The organism is Pseudomonas sp. Leaf59 (assembly GCF_920984685.1).
GTDB lineage: Bacteria > Pseudomonadota > Gammaproteobacteria > Pseudomonadales > Pseudomonadaceae > Aquipseudomonas.
The window spans coordinates 79629-99658 of sequence record NZ_CAKLBR010000022.1; the positions used below are offsets into that span (position 1 = coordinate 79629).

The 20030-nt window shown below is 55.1% G+C and carries 16 protein-coding genes and 4 tRNA genes; all 20 read right to left on the reverse strand.

All coding sequences use genetic code 11. From position 1 onward, the window contains the following. Positions 1–72: 72 nt before the first annotated feature. The 20 genes from rpsJ to birA all read right to left on the reverse strand — a co-directional run bounded on the left by rpsJ (position 73) and on the right by birA (position 19800). A complete protein-coding gene (gene rpsJ, locus LUB09_RS20500; protein ID WP_003232414.1) occupies positions 73–384 on the reverse strand; it encodes a 30S ribosomal protein S10 in 312 nt (103 codons plus the stop codon). Between the two features lie 159 nt (positions 385–543). Next, positions 544–1737: an elongation factor Tu gene (tuf, locus tag LUB09_RS20505; protein WP_057010371.1), complete on the reverse strand. Its 1194-nt coding sequence runs from the start codon at positions 1735–1737 to the stop codon at positions 544–546. Positions 1738–1767: 30 nt separating this feature from the next. After that, positions 1768–3873: an elongation factor G gene (gene fusA, locus LUB09_RS20510; RefSeq protein ID WP_003232412.1), complete on the reverse strand. Its 2106-nt coding sequence runs from the start codon at positions 3871–3873 to the stop codon at positions 1768–1770. Between the two features lie 30 nt (positions 3874–3903). Further along, positions 3904–4374, reverse strand: a complete 471-nt coding sequence (gene rpsG, locus LUB09_RS20515; RefSeq protein ID WP_002555493.1) for a 30S ribosomal protein S7 — start codon at positions 4372–4374, stop codon at positions 3904–3906. Between the two features lie 118 nt (positions 4375–4492). Further along, complete coding sequence (gene rpsL / locus LUB09_RS20520) at positions 4493–4864, reverse strand: 30S ribosomal protein S12 (RefSeq protein WP_002555494.1); 372 nt, start codon at positions 4862–4864, stop codon at positions 4493–4495. Between the two features lie 216 nt (positions 4865–5080). After that, complete coding sequence (gene rpoC / locus LUB09_RS20525; RefSeq protein WP_231423553.1) at positions 5081–9280, reverse strand: DNA-directed RNA polymerase subunit beta'; 4200 nt, start codon at positions 9278–9280, stop codon at positions 5081–5083. Positions 9281–9344: 64 nt separating this feature from the next. Then, positions 9345–13418 carry a DNA-directed RNA polymerase subunit beta gene (gene rpoB, locus LUB09_RS20530; RefSeq protein WP_057010369.1) on the reverse strand — a complete coding sequence of 1358 codons (4074 nt, stop codon included), beginning with the start codon at positions 13416–13418 and terminating at the stop codon, positions 9345–9347. A 219-nt stretch (positions 13419–13637) separates the two neighbouring features. Next, entirely contained in the window at positions 13638–14003 is a 366-nt protein-coding gene (gene rplL / locus LUB09_RS20535; protein ID WP_053138313.1) for a 50S ribosomal protein L7/L12, read from the reverse strand. 78 nt (positions 14004–14081) lie between these two features. Continuing rightward, a complete protein-coding gene (rplJ, locus tag LUB09_RS20540; RefSeq protein WP_003232405.1) occupies positions 14082–14582 on the reverse strand; it encodes a 50S ribosomal protein L10 in 501 nt (166 codons plus the stop codon). 199 nt (positions 14583–14781) lie between these two features. Then, positions 14782–15477 (reverse strand): 50S ribosomal protein L1, encoded by a 696-nt coding sequence (gene rplA, locus LUB09_RS20545; protein ID WP_003232403.1) that lies wholly within the window; start codon positions 15475–15477, stop codon positions 14782–14784. Continuing rightward, entirely contained in the window at positions 15477–15908 is a 432-nt protein-coding gene (gene rplK / locus LUB09_RS20550; protein WP_003176435.1) for a 50S ribosomal protein L11, read from the reverse strand. Before rplK ends, rplA begins: the two co-directional genes overlap by 1 nt. A gap of 117 nt (positions 15909–16025) precedes the next feature. Continuing rightward, positions 16026–16559, reverse strand: coding sequence for a transcription termination/antitermination protein NusG (gene nusG, locus LUB09_RS20555; RefSeq protein WP_003232401.1), 534 nt, complete (start codon positions 16557–16559; stop codon positions 16026–16028). 9 nt (positions 16560–16568) lie between these two features. Further along, a complete protein-coding gene (gene secE, locus LUB09_RS20560; RefSeq protein ID WP_003232399.1) occupies positions 16569–16937 on the reverse strand; it encodes a preprotein translocase subunit SecE in 369 nt (122 codons plus the stop codon). Between the two features lie 45 nt (positions 16938–16982). Beyond that, positions 16983–17058 (reverse strand) — tRNA-Trp (locus LUB09_RS20565). Between the two features lie 162 nt (positions 17059–17220). Beyond that, positions 17221–17296, reverse strand: a tRNA-Thr gene (locus tag LUB09_RS20570). A gap of 26 nt (positions 17297–17322) precedes the next feature. Next, positions 17323–17396, reverse strand: a tRNA-Gly gene (locus LUB09_RS20575). Positions 17397–17420: 24 nt separating this feature from the next. Further along, positions 17421–17505 (reverse strand) — tRNA-Tyr (locus LUB09_RS20580). 142 nt (positions 17506–17647) lie between these two features. Beyond that, positions 17648–18094 carry a hypothetical protein gene (locus LUB09_RS20585; protein WP_209985413.1) on the reverse strand — a complete coding sequence of 149 codons (447 nt, stop codon included), beginning with the start codon at positions 18092–18094 and terminating at the stop codon, positions 17648–17650. 7 nt (positions 18095–18101) lie between these two features. Continuing rightward, on the reverse strand, positions 18102–18851 hold the full coding sequence (locus LUB09_RS20590; protein WP_231423555.1) for a pantothenate kinase: 750 nt from the start codon (positions 18849–18851) through the stop codon (positions 18102–18104). Continuing rightward, positions 18841–19800: a bifunctional biotin--[acetyl-CoA-carboxylase] ligase/biotin operon repressor BirA gene (gene birA, locus LUB09_RS20595; RefSeq protein ID WP_231423556.1), complete on the reverse strand. Its 960-nt coding sequence runs from the start codon at positions 19798–19800 to the stop codon at positions 18841–18843. The genes LUB09_RS20590 and birA overlap by 11 nt, the downstream gene beginning before the upstream one ends. Positions 19801–20030: the final 230 nt, after the last annotated feature.

Consider the following 20030-nt stretch of genomic DNA (forward strand, 5'->3'; position numbering starts at 1 on the left):
CTCATGAGTGTACGGGGCTTTCACCCGCTATGGCCGCCCATTTCAGAGCGTTACACGACTAAGACCCAAGTCTTAGCCGAGGCTGATCTGTACTTCCACACCGGCTGCCAGATCTAGCTTCATAAGTGCATCAACGGTTTTATCCGTTGGCTGGACGATGTCCAGTACGCGCTTATGAGTACGGATCTCGTACTGGTCGCGCGCGTCTTTGTTGACGTGCGGAGAGACCAGAACGGTGAACCGCTCTTTACGAGTAGGCAGTGGGATAGGACCACGCACCTGAGCCCCAGTACGTTTCGCGGTTTCCACGATTTCCTGGGTGGATTGGTCGATCAGGCGATGGTCGAAAGCCTTCAACCTGATACGAATTTTCTGATTTTGCATTGGATTTCAGACTCCGGCTGCTTTTCCCAGCGAGCGCAATACGCCCGTTAAAAGGAGGCGCAATTCTATAGACGCTCCAGATAGGTGTCAACTCAATAAAAAAGGCCCCCGCTGAGCGGGGGCCTTCTCAAACATCCGAAGCTATCTCAGAAGAGATGCTTACTCGATGATTTTAGCTACAACACCAGCACCAACAGTACGGCCGCCTTCACGAATCGCGAAGCGCAGACCGTCTTCCATTGCGATGGTCTTGATCAGGGTAACTTCCATTTGGATGTTATCGCCTGGCATTACCATTTCAACGCCTTCTGGCAGCTGGCAGTTACCAGTCACGTCAGTAGTACGGAAGTAGAACTGTGGACGGTAGCCTTTGAAGAACGGAGTGTGACGACCGCCTTCTTCCTTGCTCAGAACATAAACTTCTGCGGTGAACTTGGTGTGCGGCTTGACCGAACCTGGCTTAACCAGAACCTGGCCACGCTCAACGTCGTCACGCTTGGTACCACGCAGCAGAACGCCGCAGTTCTCGCCAGCACGACCTTCGTCGAGCAGCTTGCGGAACATTTCAACACCTGTGCAGACGGTGTTGGTGGTGTCACGCAGACCAACGATTTCCAGTGCATCCTGAACGCGAACGATACCGCGCTCGATACGACCAGTCACAACAGTACCGCGACCGGAGATCGAGAATACGTCTTCGATTGGCATCAGGAACGGCTTGTCGGTCAGACGAACTGGTTCTGGGATGTAGCTGTCCAGAGTCTCTACCAGCTTCTTAACAGCGGTAGTGCCCATTTCGTTGTCGTCTTTGCCTTCCAGAGCCATACGAGCGGAACCGATGATGATCGGAGTGTCGTCGCCTGGGAAGTCGTAAGTGCTCAGCAGATCGCGCACTTCCATCTCAACCAGTTCCAGCAGCTCAGCGTCGTCTACCAGGTCAGCCTTGTTCAGGAAAACCACGATGTACGGAACGCCTACCTGACGGGACAGCAGGATGTGCTCACGGGTTTGTGGCATCGGACCATCAGCGGCCGAGCAAACCAGGATTGCGCCGTCCATCTGGGCAGCACCGGTGATCATGTTCTTCACATAGTCAGCGTGACCTGGGCAGTCAACGTGAGCGTAGTGACGAATCGAAGAGTTGTACTCTACGTGCGCGGTGTTGATGGTGATACCACGAGCTTTTTCTTCTGGAGCGCTGTCGATTTTATCGAAATCAACGACTGCGGAACCGAAAACTTCGGAGCAGACGCGAGTCAGAGCTGCGGTCAGAGTGGTTTTACCGTGGTCAACGTGACCGATAGTGCCAACGTTGACGTGCGGTAGGGAACGATCAAATTTTTCTTTAGCCACGACAATTAACTCCTTGCCTAAAGGACTGAATCAGCCTTGTTTTTTGGATACAGTTTCAGCGATGTGCGCCGGAGCTGTGTTGTATTTTTTGAATTCCATAGAGTAGCTTGCGCGACCCTGGGACATGGAGCGAACGTCGGTCGCATAACCGAACATCTCACCCAACGGAACCTCGGCGCGAATCACTTTGCCGGAAACCGTGTCTTCCATACCCAAGATCATGCCGCGACGACGGTTAAGGTCGCCCATGACATCACCCATATAGTCTTCAGGTGTAACAACTTCTACCGCCATGATTGGCTCAAGCAACTCACCACCGCCCTTCTGGGCCAGTTGCTTGGTTGCCATGGAAGCAGCCACCTTGAACGCCATCTCGTTGGAGTCGACGTCGTGGTAAGAACCGTCAAAAACGGTTGCTTTCAGGCCGATCAGCGGATAGCCGGCAACAACACCGTTCTTCATCTGCTCTTCGATACCCTTCTGGATAGCAGGGATGTATTCCTTAGGAACCACACCACCCACTACTTCGTTCACGAATTGCAGACCTTCCTGACCTTCGTCAGCAGGAGCAAAACGGATCCAGCAGTGACCGAACTGACCACGACCGCCGGACTGACGAACGAACTTGCCTTCGATTTCACAGTTCTTCGTGATGCGCTCACGATAGGAAACCTGAGGCTTACCGATGTTGGCTTCGACGTTGAATTCACGGCGCATCCGGTCAACCAGGATGTCCAGGTGAAGCTCGCCCATGCCGGAGATGATCGTTTGACCAGTCTCTTCATCAGTCTTGACGCGGAAAGATGGATCTTCCTGAGCAAGCTTGCCCAGAGCGATACCCATTTTTTCCTGGTCATCCTTGGTCTTGGGCTCTACGGCAACCGAAATAACCGGCTCCGGGAAGTCCATGCGAACGAGGATGATTGGCTTATCAGCGTTGCACAAGGTTTCACCAGTGGTGACGTCCTTCATGCCGATCAGGGCCGCGATGTCACCAGCGCGTACTTCCTTGATCTCTTCACGGGCGTTTGCGTGCATTTGCACCATACGACCCACGCGCTCTTTCTTGCCTTTAACCGAGTTGATCACGCCGTCGCCGGAGTTCAACACGCCCGAGTAAACACGGACGAAGGTCAAGGTACCCACGAATGGGTCAGTGGCAATTTTAAATGCCAGAGCGGAGAACGGTTCTGCGTCGTCTGCATGACGCTCCAGCTCGATAGTCTCGTCATCCGGGTCGGTACCCTTGATGGCTGGAATATCAACCGGGGCCGGCAGATAGTCGATCACAGCATCGAGAACCAGGGGAACGCCCTTGTTCTTGAACGAAGAACCGCAAACAGCCAGGACGATTTCGCCAGCGATAGTACGCTGACGCAGAGCGGCCTTGATTTCCACGTTGGTGAGCTCTTCACCTTCGAGGTACTTGTTCATCAGCTCTTCATTGGCTTCGGCAGCAGCCTCAACCATGTTGTTGCGCCACTCGTCAGCCAGCTCCTGCATATCAGCAGGGATAGGCTTACGAACAGGAACCATACCCTTGTCAGCATCGTTCCAGTAAACAGCTTCCATGGTCAGCAGATCGATCTGGCCCTGGAAGTTGTCTTCGGAACCGATAGCCAACTGGATTGGCACCGGAGTGTGACCCAGACGCTGCTTGATCTGACCGATCACGCGCAGGAAGTTGGCACCAGCACGGTCCATCTTGTTTACATAAACAAGACGTGGAACGCCGTATTTGTTGGCTTGACGCCATACGGTTTCCGACTGCGGCTCAACACCCGAGGTACCGCAGAACACAACAACAGCGCCGTCGAGTACACGCAGGGAACGCTCAACTTCAATGGTGAAGTCTACGTGGCCCGGGGTATCGATTACGTTGAAGCGGTGCTCATCTTTGTACTGCTTCTCGGAACCTTTCCAGAAGGCGGTAATAGCAGCAGAAGTAATGGTAATACCACGCTCCTGCTCCTGAACCATCCAGTCTGTGGTCGCGGCGCCGTCATGCACCTCGCCCATTTTGTGACTTTTGCCGGTGTAAAACAGCACGCGCTCGGTGGTGGTGGTTTTACCAGCATCCACGTGAGCGACGATACCGATGTTACGGTAACGGCTAATCGGTGTAGTACGAGCCATAAAGCCCTCGCAAAATTAGTGAAGCTAAGATTAGAAGCGGTAGTGCGAGAAAGCTTTGTTGGCTTCAGCCATACGGTGCACGTCTTCACGCTTCTTAACAGCAGCACCTTTACCTTCAGCAGCGTCCAACAGCTCGCCGGCCAAACGCAGAGCCATAGACTTCTCGCCGCGCTTGCGGGCGAAGTCTACCAACCAGCGCATTGCCAGGGCGTTACGACGGGACGGACGAACTTCGACCGGAACCTGGTAAGTAGCACCGCCTACACGGCGCGACTTCACTTCGACCAGCGGAGCGATGGCGTCGAGAGCTTTCTCGAAGATTTCCAGGGGATCGCTGTTCTTGCGTTCTTTAACCTTTTCCAGCGCGCCATAAACGATACGCTCGGCAACGGCTTTTTTACCGCTTTCCATTACGTGGTTCATGAACTTGGCCAGAATTTGGCTTCCGTATTTTGGATCGTCAAGCACTTCGCGCTTGGCTGCTACGCGTCTTCTTGGCATGGATAAGCCCTCAAACGGTCTTCAGGTTCGTTCGGAATCAGTGCCCTTTCGGGGCGCCTCCGACCTTACTCTTATCGACTCAGAAAATAAGATGATTCAGTTTTACAAGAAGCGACTACTACTTAGGCTTCTTGGTACCGTACTTCGAACGACCCTGGTTACGGCCTTTAACGCCGGAAGTATCCAGGGAGCCGCGTACGGTGTGGTAACGAACACCTGGCAAGTCTTTTACACGACCGCCGCGGATCAGTACCACGCTGTGCTCTTGCAGGTTGTGACCTTCACCGCCGATGTACGAGGAAACCTCGAAACCGTTGGTCAGGCGCACACGGCATACTTTACGCAGTGCCGAGTTAGGTTTTTTCGGCGTGGTGGTATACACACGGGTGCATACGCCACGACGTTGCGGGCAGTTCTGCAGCGCAGGCACGTCGGATTTCTCGACGATACGCTTACGCGGCTGACGTACCAGCTGGTTGATAGTTGCCATCTACTAGCTCCACTGTTGTCTTGCGACGCTATTGTCTTGCAAGAAAAGCAAAATGGCAGGAACGAATTCCCGCCAAATTTAGGGGTACAAGAGTCTAAAGAGGATCTTGCCCCCAGTCAAGGCAAGGCCCCGACCTCCCCGCCCGTCGAATCGGGGCATAAATGCCTCGATCCGACGAATGGGGCTGCCAGGGCCCAGTCTCATCTATCGCAGAACTCAGTTACCGCTTGAGTTCAGCGCTTCGGTCAGTGCAGCTTCCACTTCACTGGCGCTTACGCGCAGCGGCTTGTCAGCATCACGGCGGCGCTTGCGCTCGCTGTGGTAAGCCAAACCGGTACCAGCCGGGATCAGACGACCCACGACCACGTTTTCTTTCAGGCCACGCAGGTAATCGCGCTTGCCGGTTACCGCTGCTTCGGTCAGTACGCGAGTGGTCTCCTGGAAGGAGGCCGCCGAGATGAACGATTCAGTGGACAACGACGCCTTGGTGATACCCAGCAGCACGCGAGTGAACTTGGAGACAAACTTGTCATCCGCGCCCAGACGCTCGTTCTCTACCAGTACGTGAGTCAGTTCCATCTGGTCGCCCTTGATGAAACTGGAATCGCCGGATTCAGCGATTTCAACTTTACGCAGCATCTGACGCAGGATGGTCTCGATGTGCTTGTCGTTGATCTTCACGCCCTGCAGGCGGTAAACGTCCTGGATCTCGTTGACGATGTACTTGGCCAGCGCACTCACACCCAGCAGACGCAGGATGTCGTGTGGATCGCTCGGGCCGTCGGAGATAACTTCGCCGCGGTTTACCTGTTCGCCTTCGAAGACGTTCAGGTGACGCCACTTCGGAATCAGCTCTTCGTACGGATCGGTACCGTCGTTCGGGGTAATGACCAGACGGCGTTTGCCCTTGGTCTCTTTACCGAACGCGATGGTGCCGCTGACTTCAGCCAGAATCGACGCTTCCTTCGGACGACGCGCTTCGAACAAGTCGGCAACACGCGGCAGACCACCGGTGATGTCGCGGGTCTTCGAAGTTTCCTGCGGGATACGCGCGATAACATCACCGATCGCGATCTTCGCACCATCCGCCACACCGACCAGGGCGTTGGCTGGCAGGAAGTACTGAGCGATTACGTCAGTGCCTGGCAGCAACAAGTCCTTACCGTTGTCGTCGACCATCTTCACGGCAGGACGGATGTCTTTACCGGCAGCTGGACGATCTTTCGCATCGAGTACTTCAATGTTGGTCATACCGGTCAATTCGTCGGTCTGACGCTTGATCGTGATGCCTTCTTCCATGCCCACGTAGGTCACGGTACCTTTCATTTCGGTAACGATTGGGTGAGTGTGCGGATCCCACTTGGCCACGATTGCGCCAGCGTCGACCTTGTCACCTTCTTTAACCGAAATCACAGCACCGTACGGCAGCTTGTAACGCTCACGCTCACGACCGTAGTCATCAGCGATTGCCAGCTCACCGGAACGGGACACAGCAACCAGGTGGCCATCCACTCGTTCAACGTGTTTCAGGTTGTGCAGACGGACAGTACCGCCATTCTTCACCTGAACGCTGTCGGCTGCGGAGGTCCGGCTTGCCGCACCACCGATGTGGAACGTACGCATGGTCAGCTGGGTACCCGGCTCACCGATGGACTGGGCAGCGATAACGCCGACCGCTTCACCGATGTTCACCTGGTGACCACGAGCCAAATCACGGCCGTAGCACTTGGCGCAAATGCCATAGCGGGTTTCGCAGCTGATCGGCGAGCGAACGATCACTTCGTCGATGCTGTTGAGCTCGATGAACTCGACCCACTTCTCGTCAACCAGGGTGCCAGCAGGAACGATAACTTCCTCGGTACCCGGCTTGAACACGTCACGGGCAATGACTCGACCCAGTACGCGCTCACCCAGCGGCTCAACAACGTCGCCGCCTTCAATGTGCGGCGTCATCAGCAAGCCGTGTTCGGTGCCGCAGTCGATCTCGGTAACAACCAGATCCTGTGCAACGTCTACCAGACGACGAGTCAGGTAACCGGAGTTAGCCGTCTTCAACGCGGTATCCGCCAAACCTTTACGAGCACCGTGAGTGGAGATGAAGTACTGAAGTACGCTCAAACCTTCACGGAAGTTCGCAGTAATCGGCGTTTCAATGATGGAGCCGTCCGGCTTGGCCATCAGGCCACGCATACCGGCGAGCTGACGGATCTGCGCAGCAGAACCCCGTGCGCCCGAGTCGGCCATCATGTACATGGAGTTGAAGGACTCCTGGTCAACTTCGTCGCCATGGCGGTCGATGACTCTCTCTTTCGAGAGGTTGGCCATCATTGCCTTGGACACTTCGTCGTTGGCCTTGGACCAAAGGTCGATCACCTTGTTGTACTTCTCGCCCTGGGTTACCAGGCCGGAGGCGTACTGGCTTTCGATCTCTTTCACTTCATCGGTGGCGGCACTGATGATGCGGGCTTTTTCATCCGGGATAACGAAGTCGTTAACACCGATGGAAACGCCGGAGATGGTCGAATAAGCAAAACCTGTGTACATCAACTGGTCAGCGAAGATCACGGTCTCTTTCAGACCAACCACGCGGTAGCACTGGTTGATCAGCTTGGAGATCGCCTTTTTCTTCATCGGCAGGTTGACGACGTCGTACGACAGACCTTTTGGCACAACCTGATACAACAGCGCACGGCCAACAGTGGTGTCGACGATACGCACGTTGCTCACACTGCCGCCGTCACGGTCGTTGACGGTTTCGTGGATCCGCACTTTGACCTTGGCGTGCAGTGCGGCTTCGCCGGCACGGAACACACGGTCAACTTCCTGCAGGTCCGCGAAGACACGACCTTCGCCCTTGGCGTTGATCGCTTCACGGGTCATGTAATACAGACCCAATACAACGTCCTGCGACGGAACGATGATTGGCTCACCGTTGGCTGGCGACAGAATGTTGTTGGTCGACATCATCAACGCACGCGCTTCCAACTGAGCTTCCAGTGTCAGCGGTACGTGCACGGCCATTTGGTCGCCGTCGAAGTCGGCGTTGTACGCAGCACAGACCAGAGGGTGCAGCTGGATAGCCTTACCTTCGATCAGTACCGGTTCAAACGCCTGGATACCCAGACGGTGAAGGGTCGGTGCACGGTTGAGGAGAACCGGGTGTTCGCGGATCACTTCAGCGAGAACGTCCCAAACCTCTGGCAGTTCACGCTCGACCATTTTCTTGGCCGCTTTGATGGTGGTCGCAAGACCGCGCATTTCCAGCTTGCCGAAGATGAATGGCTTGAACAGCTCAAGTGCCATCTTTTTGGGCAGACCGCACTGGTGCAGACGCAGGGTCGGGCCTACGGTAATTACCGAACGACCGGAGTAGTCAACACGCTTACCGAGCAAGTTCTGACGGAAACGACCTTGCTTACCCTTGATCATGTCAGCCAGGGATTTCAAAGGACGCTTGTTCGAACCGGTGATAGCGCGGCCACGACGACCGTTGTCGAGCAAGGCATCGACAGCTTCCTGCAACATACGCTTTTCGTTGCGCACGATGATGTCCGGAGCGGACAGATCAAGCAGGCGCTTCAAGCGGTTGTTACGGTTGATCACGCGACGGTACAGGTCGTTGAGGTCGGAAGTCGCGAAGCGACCGCCATCCAACGGTACCAGCGGACGCAGGTCTGGCGGCAGAACCGGCAGAACGGTCAGCACCATCCACTCTGGCAGGTTGCCGGAACCCTGGAAGGCTTCCATCAACTTCAGACGCTTGGACAGTTTCTTGATCTTGGTTTCGGAGTTGGTTTGCGGAATCTCTTCACGCAGACGGCCAATCTCGTGTTCCAGGTCGATAGCGTGCAGCAGTTCACGGACAGCTTCGGCACCCATGCGGGCATCGAAATCGTCACCGAATTCTTCCAGCGCTTCGAAGTACTGCTCGTCGTTCAGCAGCTGACCCTTTTCAAGGGTGGTCATGCCTGGATCGATAACGACATAGCTCTCGAAGTAGAGAACGCGTTCGATATCACGCAGGGTCATGTCCATCAGCAAGCCGATACGGGACGGCAGCGATTTCAGGAACCAGATGTGGGCAACCGGCGAAGCCAGCTCGATGTGCGCCATGCGCTCACGACGAACCTTGGCCAGTGCAACTTCAACGCCGCACTTCTCGCAGATCACACCACGGTGCTTCAAGCGCTTGTACTTACCGCACAGGCACTCGTAATCCTTTACCGGGCCAAAGATCTTGGCGCAGAACAGGCCGTCACGCTCAGGTTTGAACGTACGGTAGTTAATGGTTTCCGGCTTTTTAACTTCACCGAACGACCACGAACGGATCATCTCAGGCGATGCCAATCCAATACGGATGGCGTCGAACTCTTCGACTTGACCCTGGTTTTTCAGCAAATTCAGTAGGTCTTTCAAGGCCTTTCCTCCTGGCGGAGCAGAGAGCGGGCATCGCTGCCACGCTCTCGATTCGCGTCACGTGTTATTCGGTTTCCAGATCGATATCGATGCCGAGGGAACGAATTTCTTTGATCAACACGTTGAAAGACTCGGGCATGCCCGGCTCCATACGGTGATCGCCGTCCACGATGTTTTTGTACATCTTGGTACGACCGTTCACATCGTCCGACTTCACTGTGAGCATTTCTTGCAGAGTGTATGCGGCACCGTATGCTTCCAGTGCCCAGACCTCCATCTCCCCGAAACGCTGACCACCGAACTGAGCCTTACCACCCAGCGGCTGCTGGGTAACCAGGCTGTAAGAACCGGTAGAACGAGCGTGCATCTTATCGTCTACCAAGTGGTTCAGCTTCAGCATGTACATGTAGCCAACAGTAACCGGGCGCTCAAACTTGTTGCCGGTACGGCCGTCGAATAGCTGCATCTGGCCGCTTTCCGGCAGGTCAGCCAGTTTCAGCATGGCCTTGATTTCGCTTTCCTTGGCACCGTCGAACACCGGGGTAGCCATTGGAACGCCGCCGCGCAGGTTCTTCGCCAGATCCAGGATTTCCTGGTCGGAGAAGGTGTCCAGCTCTTCGTTGCGACCGCCGATCTCGTTGTAGATCTCATGCAGGAACTTGCGCAGGTCTGCGACCTTGCGCTGCTCTTCGATCATACGGTTGATCTTCTCGCCCAGACCTTTGGCCGCGAGGCCCAGGTGGGTTTCAAGGATCTGACCAACGTTCATACGCGAAGGTACGCCCAACGGGTTGAGGACGACGTCGACCGGGGTGCCATTGGCATCGTGCGGCATGTCTTCAACCGGCATGATCACGGAGACCACACCCTTGTTACCGTGACGACCAGCCATCTTGTCGCCCGGCTGGATGCGGCGACGGATTGCCAGGTAAACCTTGACGATTTTCAGCACGCCTGGAGCCAGGTCATCGCCCTGCTGCAGTTTGCGCTTCTTGTCTTCGAACTTGTCGTCCAGCAGACGACGACGATCAACGATGTAGGCCTGGGCCTTCTCGAGCTGCTCGTTCAGAGCATCTTCAGCCATGCGCAGTTTGAACCACTGGCCGTGCTCAAGACCGTCGAGTACTTCGTCGGTGATGTCCTGACCTTTCTTCAGACCTGCGCCGCCTTCGGCCTTGTGGCCTACCAGAGCGGAACGCAGACGTTCGAAAGTCGCGCCTTCAACGATACGGAACTCTTCGTTCAGATCCTTGCGGATCTCGTCGAGTTGAGTCTTCTCGATGGACAGTGCACGAGCATCACGCTCAACGCCGTCACGGGTGAAGACCTGTACGTCGATGACGGTGCCCTTGGTACCGGTAGGTACACGCAGGGAAGTGTCTTTAACGTCGCTGGCTTTTTCACCGAAAATGGCACGCAACAGCTTCTCTTCAGGTGTCAGTTGGGTCTCGCCTTTCGGAGTGACCTTACCCACCAGAATGTCGCCTGCGCCAACTTCAGCACCTACGTAAACGATACCGGCTTCGTCCAGTTTATTCAGTGCAGCTTCACCCACGTTCGGGATGTCTGCAGTGATTTCCTCTGGGCCAAGCTTGGTGTCACGCGCCACACAGGTCAGTTCCTGAATGTGGATCGTGGTGAAGCGGTCTTCCTGAACAACACGCTCGGACAGGCAGATGGAGTCTTCGAAGTTGAAGCCGTTCCATGCCATGAACGCGATGCGCATGTTCTGACCCAGTGCCAGTTCACCCATGTCGGTGGACGGGCCGTCGGCCATGATGTCGCTGCGCTGAACGCGATCACCTTTGCGCACCAGCGGACGCTGGTTGATGCAGGTGTTCTGGTTCGAGCGGGTGTATTTGGTCAGGTTGTAGATGTCGACACCGGCTTCGCCAGTTTCAACTTCGTCATCGGCAACACGAACCACGATACGGCTGGCATCAACAGAGTCGATCACGCCGCCACGACGAGCCACGACGCAAACGCCGGAGTCACGCGCTACGTTACGCTCCATGCCGGTACCTACCAGCGGCTTGTCAGCACGCAGAGTCGGTACAGCCTGACGCTGCATGTTGGAACCCATCAACGCACGGTTGGCGTCATCGTGTTCCAGGAACGGGATCAGCGACGCTGCAACAGAAACTACCTGCTTGGGCGAAACGTCCATCAAGGTGACGTCTTCCGGCGCCTTAACGGTGAACTCGTTCAAGTGACGAACCGCTACCAGCTCGTCGGTCAGGACTTTCTTGTCGTTCATCGTGGCCGAAGCCTGAGCGATCACGTGATCAGCTTCTTCGATGGCGGACAGGAACACGATCTCGTCGGTGACCAGAGCGTCTTTCACCACACGGTACGGGCTCTCGAGGAAGCCGTACTGGTTGGTGCGCGCATAAGCGGCCAGCGAGTTGATCAGACCGATGTTCGGGCCTTCCGGCGTTTCGATCGGGCAAACACGACCGTAGTGCGTCGGGTGAACGTCACGCACTTCAAAGCCTGCACGCTCACGGGTCAGACCGCCCGGGCCCAGTGCAGAAACACGGCGTTTGTGGGTGATCTCGGAAAGCGGATTGTTCTGGTCCATGAACTGCGAGAGCTGGCTGGAACCGAAGAACTCTTTCACCGCTGCAGCCACTGGCTTGGCGTTGATCAGGTCTTGCGGCATCAGGCCTTCGCTTTCGGCCATCGACAGACGCTCTTTGACCGCACGCTCAACACGTACCAGGCCAACGCGGAACTGGTTTTCGGCCATTTCGCCGACACAGCGAACACGACGGTTACCCAGGTGGTCGATGTCATCGACAATGCCTTTGCCGTTACGGATGTCGACCAGGGTCTTCAATACGGCAACGATGTCTTCCTTGCACAACACGCCCGAACCTTCGATCTCGGTACGCCCGATACGACGGTTGAACTTCATCCGGCCGACCGCAGACAGGTCATAGCGCTCAGGACTGAAGAACAGGTTGTTGAACAGGGTCTCGGCAGCGTCTTTGGTAGGTGGCTCGCCAGGACGCATCATGCGATAGATCTCGACCAGCGCTTCCAATTGGTTGCTGGTGGAGTCGATCTTCAGGGTGTCGGAGACGAAAGGACCGCAGTCGATGTCGTTGGTGTACAGGGTCTCGATGCGAACAACCTGGGCCTTGGCGATTTTTGCCAGGATCTCGGTGTTCAGCTCGGTGTTGCACTCAGCCAGGATTTCGCCTGTAGCCGGGTGAACAATAACCTTGGCGGTAGTGCGACCCAGGACGTAGTCAAGAGGCACGTCCAGAGAGGTAATACCGGCTTTTTCGATCTGGTTGATGTGGCGCGCAGTAATACGACGGCCAGCCTCAACAATGACCTTGCCCTTCTCGTCCTGGATATCCAGAACGGCAATCTCACCACGCAGGCGCGAAGGCACCAGTTCCAGGCTGAGGGTTTCATCCTTCAGGCTGAATACGTTGGTGGTATAGAAAGCGTCCAGTACCTGTTCGGTGGTGTAGCCGAGCGCGCGCAGCAGTACCGAGGCCGGCAGCTTGCGACGACGGTCGATACGCACGAACACGCAGTCTTTCGGGTCGAACTCGAAGTCCAACCACGAACCGCGGTACGGAATGATCCGCGCGGAGTACAGGAGTTTGCCGGAGCTGTGCGTCTTACCGCGGTCGTGGTCAAAGAACACGCCCGGGGAACGGTGCAGCTGGGAAACGATTACGCGCTCGGTACCGTTGATAACGAAGGTACCGTTCTCGGTCATCAATGGGATTTCGCCCATGTAGACTTCTTGCTCTTTGATGTCCTTGATCGCTTTGTTCGACGACTCTTTGTCGAAAATGATCAGACGGACTTTTACCCGCAAAGGTACGGCGTACGTTACGCCACGCAACACGCATTCTTTGACATCAAATGCCGGTTCGCCCAGGCGATAACCGACGTACTCCAGCGCAGCATTGCCGGAGTAGCTGATGATCGGGAAAACGGATTTGAAGGCCGCATGCAGGCCCACGTCGCGGAACTGATCTTTGGTCGCTCCCGCCTGCAAGAATTCACGATACGAATCCAGCTGGATAGCCAGAAGGTACGGGACATCCATGACGTCCGGCAACTTGCTAAAGTCCTTGCGGATACGTTTTTTCTCAGTATATGAGTAAGCCATCAGCGTTCCCCAGCTTGGTCACCTGCTTGTTTGGCCCCTCCGACGGGAGCAGCCAGAAAATCTTGCAAACCCCATGGTTTGCACCACCGCTTCGGGTGGCTACAGCGCGTTAATGGCGGCGACCGAGTCGACAGCCAAGAACGGAAAAAGGCCGGTGGCAAGAGCCACCAGCCATCAGCCTTAAGCTTGACGCTTGGGCTGGAGACGCAAGGTCGATGCTTACTTCAGCTCGACTTTAGCGCCTGCTTCTTCCAGAGTTGCCTTGGCTTTGTCGCCGGCATCTTTGGTCACTGCTTCCAGAACCATGGCAGGAGCGCCGTCAACTACAGCCTTGGCTTCTTTCAGGCCCAGACCGGTCAGTTCACGTACTGCCTTGATCACGTTTACTTTCTTCTCGCCAGCTTCCAGCAGCATGACGTTGAATTCGGTTTGCTCTTCAACAACGGCAGCAGCAGCAGCTGGACCGGCGGAAGCAGCGGCAGCGGAAACGCCGAATTTTTCTTCGAAAGCTTTGATCAGCTCAACAACCTGCAGAACCGACATTTCAGCTACGGCGTTGAGGATATCGTCTTGGGAGATAGACATTGCTGTATTTCCTGAATTGGGGGACGGCCTACGCGGCCATCGAAATAAACAAAAATACGCGAGAGAAGTGACTCAGCCTTAGGCTGCGGCAGCTTCTTTTTGCTCGCGAACTGCAGCCAGGGTACGAGCCAGCTTGCTGGTAGCGCCTTGAATCACGCTCATCAGCTGCGAAATGGCTTCGTCGCGGGTCGGCAGTGTTGCCAGTACGTCGATTTGGTTAGCTGCGAGGAACTTGCCCTCGAACGCAGCTGCCTTGATCTCGAACTTATCCTGACTCTTGGCGAATTCCTTGAACAAACGGGCAGCAGCGCCTGGATGGTCCTTGGAGAACGCGATCAGAGTCGGGCCGGTGAACACGTCGTTGAGAACACTGTATTCAGTGTCAGCAACGGCGCGTTTGAGCAGGGTGTTACGTACAACACGTACGTATACGCCAGCTTCACGAGCCTCTTTACGGAGTCCGGTCATAGCGCCTACTGTCACACCACGGGCATCAGCCACGACAGCGGACAGAGCAGCTTTGGCAGCCTCGTTGACTTCAGCGACGATGGCCTTCTTGTCTTCGAGATTAATTGCCACGGGTTTAACTCCTGCTTGTTACCGTTTCATCTGGCCGGAGCCGGATGTCGTTTTGGTGTCTGATTCGGTAAGGAACCGGGAGCACCATCTGCGTAGGCTTGTTGGTTTAAGACTTGCGTCGCCTACGGTCTTGGATAGCCCCCGCCAGGCAGGGACCCCAATCTTTCAATTGGCGCAATCACTTGCGCCAACCTGTGTCTTATACGTCCAGCGAGCCTTGGTCGATGACCAGACCTGGGCCCATAGTGGTGCTCAGGGTGACGCGCTTGACGTAGATGCCTTTCGAGGAAGCTGGCTTGATACGCTTGAGATCAGCGATCAGCGCTTCAACGTTTTCCTTCAGCTTGACGGCGTCAAAGCCGACTTTGCCAACGGAGGTGTGAATGATGCCGTTTTTGTCGGTGCGATAACGAACCTGACCAGCCTTGGCGTTTTTAACAGCGGTGGCTACGTCTGGAGTTACGGTGCCGACTTTAGGGTTAGGCATCAGGCCGCGCGGACCCAGGATCTGACCCAACTGACCTACAACACGCATTGCATCCGGGGAAGCAATAACTACGTCGTAGTTCAGGTCGCCGCCTTTCATTTCGGCAGCCAGGTCGTCCATGCCAACGCGATCTGCGCCGGCGGCCAGAGCAGCTTCAGCTGCCGGGCCTTGGGTGAAGACAGCTACACGTACAGTCTTGCCAGTACCGTGTGGCAGCACAGTAGCGCTACGAACGACCTGGTCGGATTTACGCGGGTCAACACCCAGGTTTACAGCAACGTCAACCGACTCGCTGAACTTGACAGTCGACAGCTCGGTCAGCAGGGCAGCAGCGTCTACAAAGTTGTAGGCCTTGCCTGCTTCGATTTTGCCGGCGATAGCCTTTTGGCGCTTGGTCAGCTTAGCCATTACACACCCTCCACGTTAAGGCCCATGCTACGAGCAGAACCGGCGATGGTACGCACGGCTGCATCCATATCAGCTGCAGTCAAATCCGCGTTTTTGGTTTTCGCGATTTCTTCCAGCTGAGCACGGGTAACAGTGCCAACCTTAACGGTGTTAGGACGAGCGGAACCGCTAGTCAGACCAGCAGCTTTCTTCAACAGAACCGAAGCCGGGGTCGACTTGGTTTCGAAAGTGAAGCTACGGTCGCTGTATACAGTAATGATCACTGGAGTCGGCAGACCTGGCTCAAGACCCTGAGTACGGGCGTTGAAAGCCTTGCAGAATTCCATGATGTTCACGCCGTGCTGACCCAGAGCTGGGCCGACGGGTGGACTAGGGTTGGCCTGAGCGGCCTTCACTTGCAGCTTGATGTAAGCGGTAATCTTCTTGGCCATGAGGCACTCCAATTACGGGTTCGAACGCCTCGAAAGGCTCCCCGGTTACTTGCGCGTTTATCCCAGTGACGACAAAACCCCACAGCCTAAGGCTGCGGGGTTGGGATGCTTTGCCAGCTAGACCTTTTCGACCTGGCTGAACTCCAACTCCACTGGAGTGGAGCGACCGAAAATGAGCACTGCCACCTGGACACGACTCTTTTCGTAGTTAACTTCTTCGACAGTACCGTTGAAATCAGCGAACGGACCATCTGTGACACGAACAACCTCACCCGGTTCGAACAAGGTCTTCGGCTTTGGCTTGTCGCTGCCATCAGCAACACGACGCAGAATCGCTTCCGCCTCTTTGTCGGTGATCGGAGCAGGCTTATCAGCAGTACCGCCAATGAAGCCCATCACACGAGGAGTGTCCTTGACCAAGTGCCAAGTACCTTCATTCATGTCCATCTGAACCAGCACGTAGCCAGGGAAGAACTTGCGCTCACTCTTGCGCTTCTGACCATTCCGCATTTCAACCACTTCTTCAGTGGGAACGAGAATTTCGCCAAAGCCATCTTCCATGCCTGCGAGCTTTACGCGCTCCAGCAAAGAGCGCATCACATGCTTCTCGTAACCCGAATAAGCATGCACAACGTACCAACGCTTAGCCACGGGACACCCTTAGCCAACAATCAAGGAAACAAGCCAACCGAGCAGGGAATCAAGCCCCCACAACAGCAACGCCATAACCAGAACAACAGCCACGACAATCAATGTGGTCTGCGTGGTTTCTTGGCGAGTCGGCCAAACGACTTTACGAATTTCTGTGCGAGCTTCCTTCACCAATACTGCGAAAGACTTACCCTTTGCGGTCTGCAGACCGACAAATGCAGCTACAGCAGCCAGGGCGAGCAAAGCGAGTACGCGGTACAGGATCGGCGAAGCAGAATAGTACTGATTGCCAACAACGCCTACGACCACCAAAGCGACAACAACAAGCCACTTGACCAGATCGAAACGAGAGCTTTGAGCTTCAGCCTTAGGAGTCATCTATGAAGATCCTGTGAAAAGAAAGCCAGACACATTACGTGAATCTGGCAGGTCAGGAGGGAATCGAACCCCCAACCTACGGTTTTGGAGACCGTCGCTCTGCCAATTGAGCTACTGACCTAAAACAAAATCAGGCCGACCATTATGCAGGCCTGAAAAAGACTTTACAACAACCAACCCCACGAGACTTGAATCCACCCAGCCTTTAAAGCCAGAAGCAACACAACCAAGCCGAGGCAGCCGTTAAAACAAAGGCAGATATTTTCATATCTGCCTTGTTATATGGAGCTCTTGAGCGGATTTGAACCGCTGACCTCACCCTTACCAAGGGTGTGCTCTACCAACTGAGCTACAAGAGCAAAACACCTTGCACAACCTGCAAATCTGGAGCGGGTAGCGGGAATCGAACCCGCATCATCAGCTTGGAAGGCTGAGGTTCTACCACTAAACTATACCCGCGGAGCTTGCAGCTCACGCTAAAAATGGTGGAGGGGGAAGGATTCGAACCTTCGAAGTCGTAGACGTCAGATTTACAGTCTGATCCCTTTGGCCGCTCGGGAACCCCTCCTAAGCGAGCCGGCATTTTACATTAGGCCGGCCTTCTGTCAAGCATTTTCTCATTTAAAAATATGAGGTTAGCTGCGTTGACGTGTTTCACACTGAAGCTCTTAAAAGCTCTTCACTGCGAAGCGGGCGCCATTCTATGCAAACTATTCGCGAGTTGCAATGCCTTCGCACAGCATTATTTTATGTTTTAACTCGTTGAATTCCTTAGCAAGGTTTTCAAAGGGTAGATCGTTAGCCAGGCGCCGACTTTCGGGGGCGATTCTAAGCCAGTAACCCGAAGCATCAGTCGTACTTAGCAGTTGAATCCTGACCTTTATATCCAGACTGATCAGTCGCTGCTCAAGGGCCTGTGCCTGACGCTTGTCAGTGAAACCACCGATGTACATACATGTATTTTGCACTTCTGGCAGTTTTGCTCTATCCGCGCGCGTCGTAGCATCAGCCGACTCGCTCAAAAGGCGAATGTCCTGCTGGGTGCCCCGATACAAACTCAGCGGAGTGACGTCCTTGGCACGCAGCGGCGCCTCTTGCTGATGCCATATGTAATAAAAAATGTTGAGAACGAGCAAAAGCAAAAACAGCCAACGCATAATCACCTCAAGATAAAGGGCATGCCATTGCCAACCCGACGAATACAAGGTCAGGAACCAACCGGGCTTGTGGAACCGCGTCAGCTACCAGATTCGCATCCCCACCCGTCAGGAAGACCGTAAAGTCATCCCCCCAATAGTGACGGGCCAGCTCAAGCTGGGTCAGCACAAACCCTCGGAGCATCAGAGTACACCCGCGCTCGACAGCCTCGACGGTTGTTCGACCAGGATGAAGACATTCAAGGGCTTTTTCGGCCGCCGCATCGTCGTAACGTATCTTGCGGGTATGGGTGCGTAACTGGTTGCGCATCAGCGGCATGCCAGGACAAATGAATCCGCCCAAGTGCTCGCCATCGGCCGTAACGAAATCTGCAGTTGCGGCGGTTCCGAAATCGAGTACAAGGCATGCGCCCGTAGCCAGCCTATATCCGCCAAGCACCGCCAGCCAGCGATCAAGCCCAAGACGCTCGTAATCTTCGTAGCCATTGCGCACCCCGGCCATCTCCCTGGAGGAAGCCACACAGCACACAACAACTCCAAATGCCTGCTCCAACGTCGCGACCAACTTGTTGGTTTCCTCTAACGCGCGGACGCTCACAAGCCGGCAGCGCGTAAGGAGCAGGCCCGGAAGGGCCAACAGACTGTCAATCAGTGCGCTATCTGAGCTTACAATGCCCTCCGCACAGGCACTCGCGCTACCCGAACTGATCACGCGCCACTTGATAAAGCTATTCCCACAGTCGAGCTCAAGAATCATCACGCAACCTCAGGCTTAACTCACCGCCACTGTATATTTTTTCGACACCATCAACATCCAGACGCAAAGCACCCTGACGATCCACTCCCAAAACAACACCATCTATGTGGTTGATACCGGCAATAAGAGACACCGCCTTACCTTGCCACAGGTGATTCAGCTCCCACTCCTCCTGAAGCTCCGAAAAGCCGGAGGCCCTGTGTCGCTCGAGGTAGCTGTTTAGATGACGACTCAGTTGCGCGGCCAAGTGATTACGATTAATGGAAACACCCGTCTGCAATTGCACCGATGTCCATTCCTGATCAACATCGTCGGCCTTCTGCATGTTGACATTGATACCAATGCCCAAGACAACGTGACAGATGTCAGCGGGATCGCCCACCAACTCCAGCAAGATACCGGCAATTTTCTTCTGCCCGACTAGAACGTCGTTCGGCCATTTCAGGGCAGCACCTTGCACCCCAGATTCTCGCAAGGCATGCATTACAGCTAACCCGACAACCAGGCTCAACCCCTCCAGTTGCCGCAACCCACCTTCGATGCGCAACACGAGGCTGTAATAGATGTTCTGCGCAAATGGGCTCACCCACTTGCGGCCGCGCCTGCCTCTACCCGCTGTCTGCTGCTCCGACAGCACGATAAATGGGGGTTCCATACCCGCATTGACAAGGCGAAGAGCCTCGGCGTTGGTAGAGTCGATTGAATCGAAAACCTGAACTGCCCATGACAGAGGAGCCGTATTCAGCACGATCTCTTCAGCATTCAGGAACACCAGCGGCGAGGCCAACTGATATCCGCGGCCGCGGACCTTATGGATGGGTAAATTCAGCTCCGCCTCAAGATTCTGCAGCTGCTTCCAGACAGCACTGCGACTAATCCCCAAAGCAGCGCCAAGCGATTCTCCCGAGTGGAATCGACCATCTTTTAGAAGTTTCAACAACGTCAGCATGCAAGTATCGCCTCACAAAGAGGCACGCATGATAGCCATGCGCAGAGTCATTGCATAGAAAGGCCGAACACTGGCACTGAGAATGGCAGCAGAGGCATCATTAGACTTTCCAACCGCCCAAAACAAAACCCCATCTGCTTTCGCAAATGGGGTTTCGGAATTTAATCTTGACGATGACCTACTCTCACATGGGGAAACCCCACACTACCATCGGCGATGCATCGTTTCAC

Coding starts and splice junctions, on each gene's coding strand:
- LUB09_RS20585 (WP_209985413.1), bottom strand. CDS start 18,094: ATGCGTTGGCTGTTTTTGCTTTTGCTCGTTCTCAACATTTTTTATTAC.
- fusA (WP_003232412.1), bottom strand. CDS start 3,873: ATGGCTCGTACTACACCGATTAGCCGTTACCGTAACATCGGTATCGTC.
- rplK (WP_003176435.1), bottom strand. CDS start 15,908: ATGGCCAAGAAGATTACCGCTTACATCAAGCTGCAAGTGAAGGCCGCT.
- LUB09_RS20590 (WP_231423555.1), bottom strand. CDS start 18,851: ATGATTCTTGAGCTCGACTGTGGGAATAGCTTTATCAAGTGGCGCGTG.
- rpsG (WP_002555493.1), bottom strand. CDS start 4,374: ATGCCAAGAAGACGCGTAGCAGCCAAGCGCGAAGTGCTTGACGATCCA.
- secE (WP_003232399.1), bottom strand. CDS start 16,937: ATGACTCCTAAGGCTGAAGCTCAAAGCTCTCGTTTCGATCTGGTCAAG.
- birA (WP_231423556.1), bottom strand. CDS start 19,800: ATGCTGACGTTGTTGAAACTTCTAAAAGATGGTCGATTCCACTCGGGA.
- rplA (WP_003232403.1), bottom strand. CDS start 15,477: ATGGCTAAGCTGACCAAGCGCCAAAAGGCTATCGCCGGCAAAATCGAA.
- rpoB (WP_057010369.1), bottom strand. CDS start 13,418: ATGGCTTACTCATATACTGAGAAAAAACGTATCCGCAAGGACTTTAGC.
- rpsL (WP_002555494.1), bottom strand. CDS start 4,864: ATGGCAACTATCAACCAGCTGGTACGTCAGCCGCGTAAGCGTATCGTC.
- rplL (WP_053138313.1), bottom strand. CDS start 14,003: ATGTCTATCTCCCAAGACGATATCCTCAACGCCGTAGCTGAAATGTCG.
- rpsJ (WP_003232414.1), bottom strand. CDS start 384: ATGCAAAATCAGAAAATTCGTATCAGGTTGAAGGCTTTCGACCATCGC.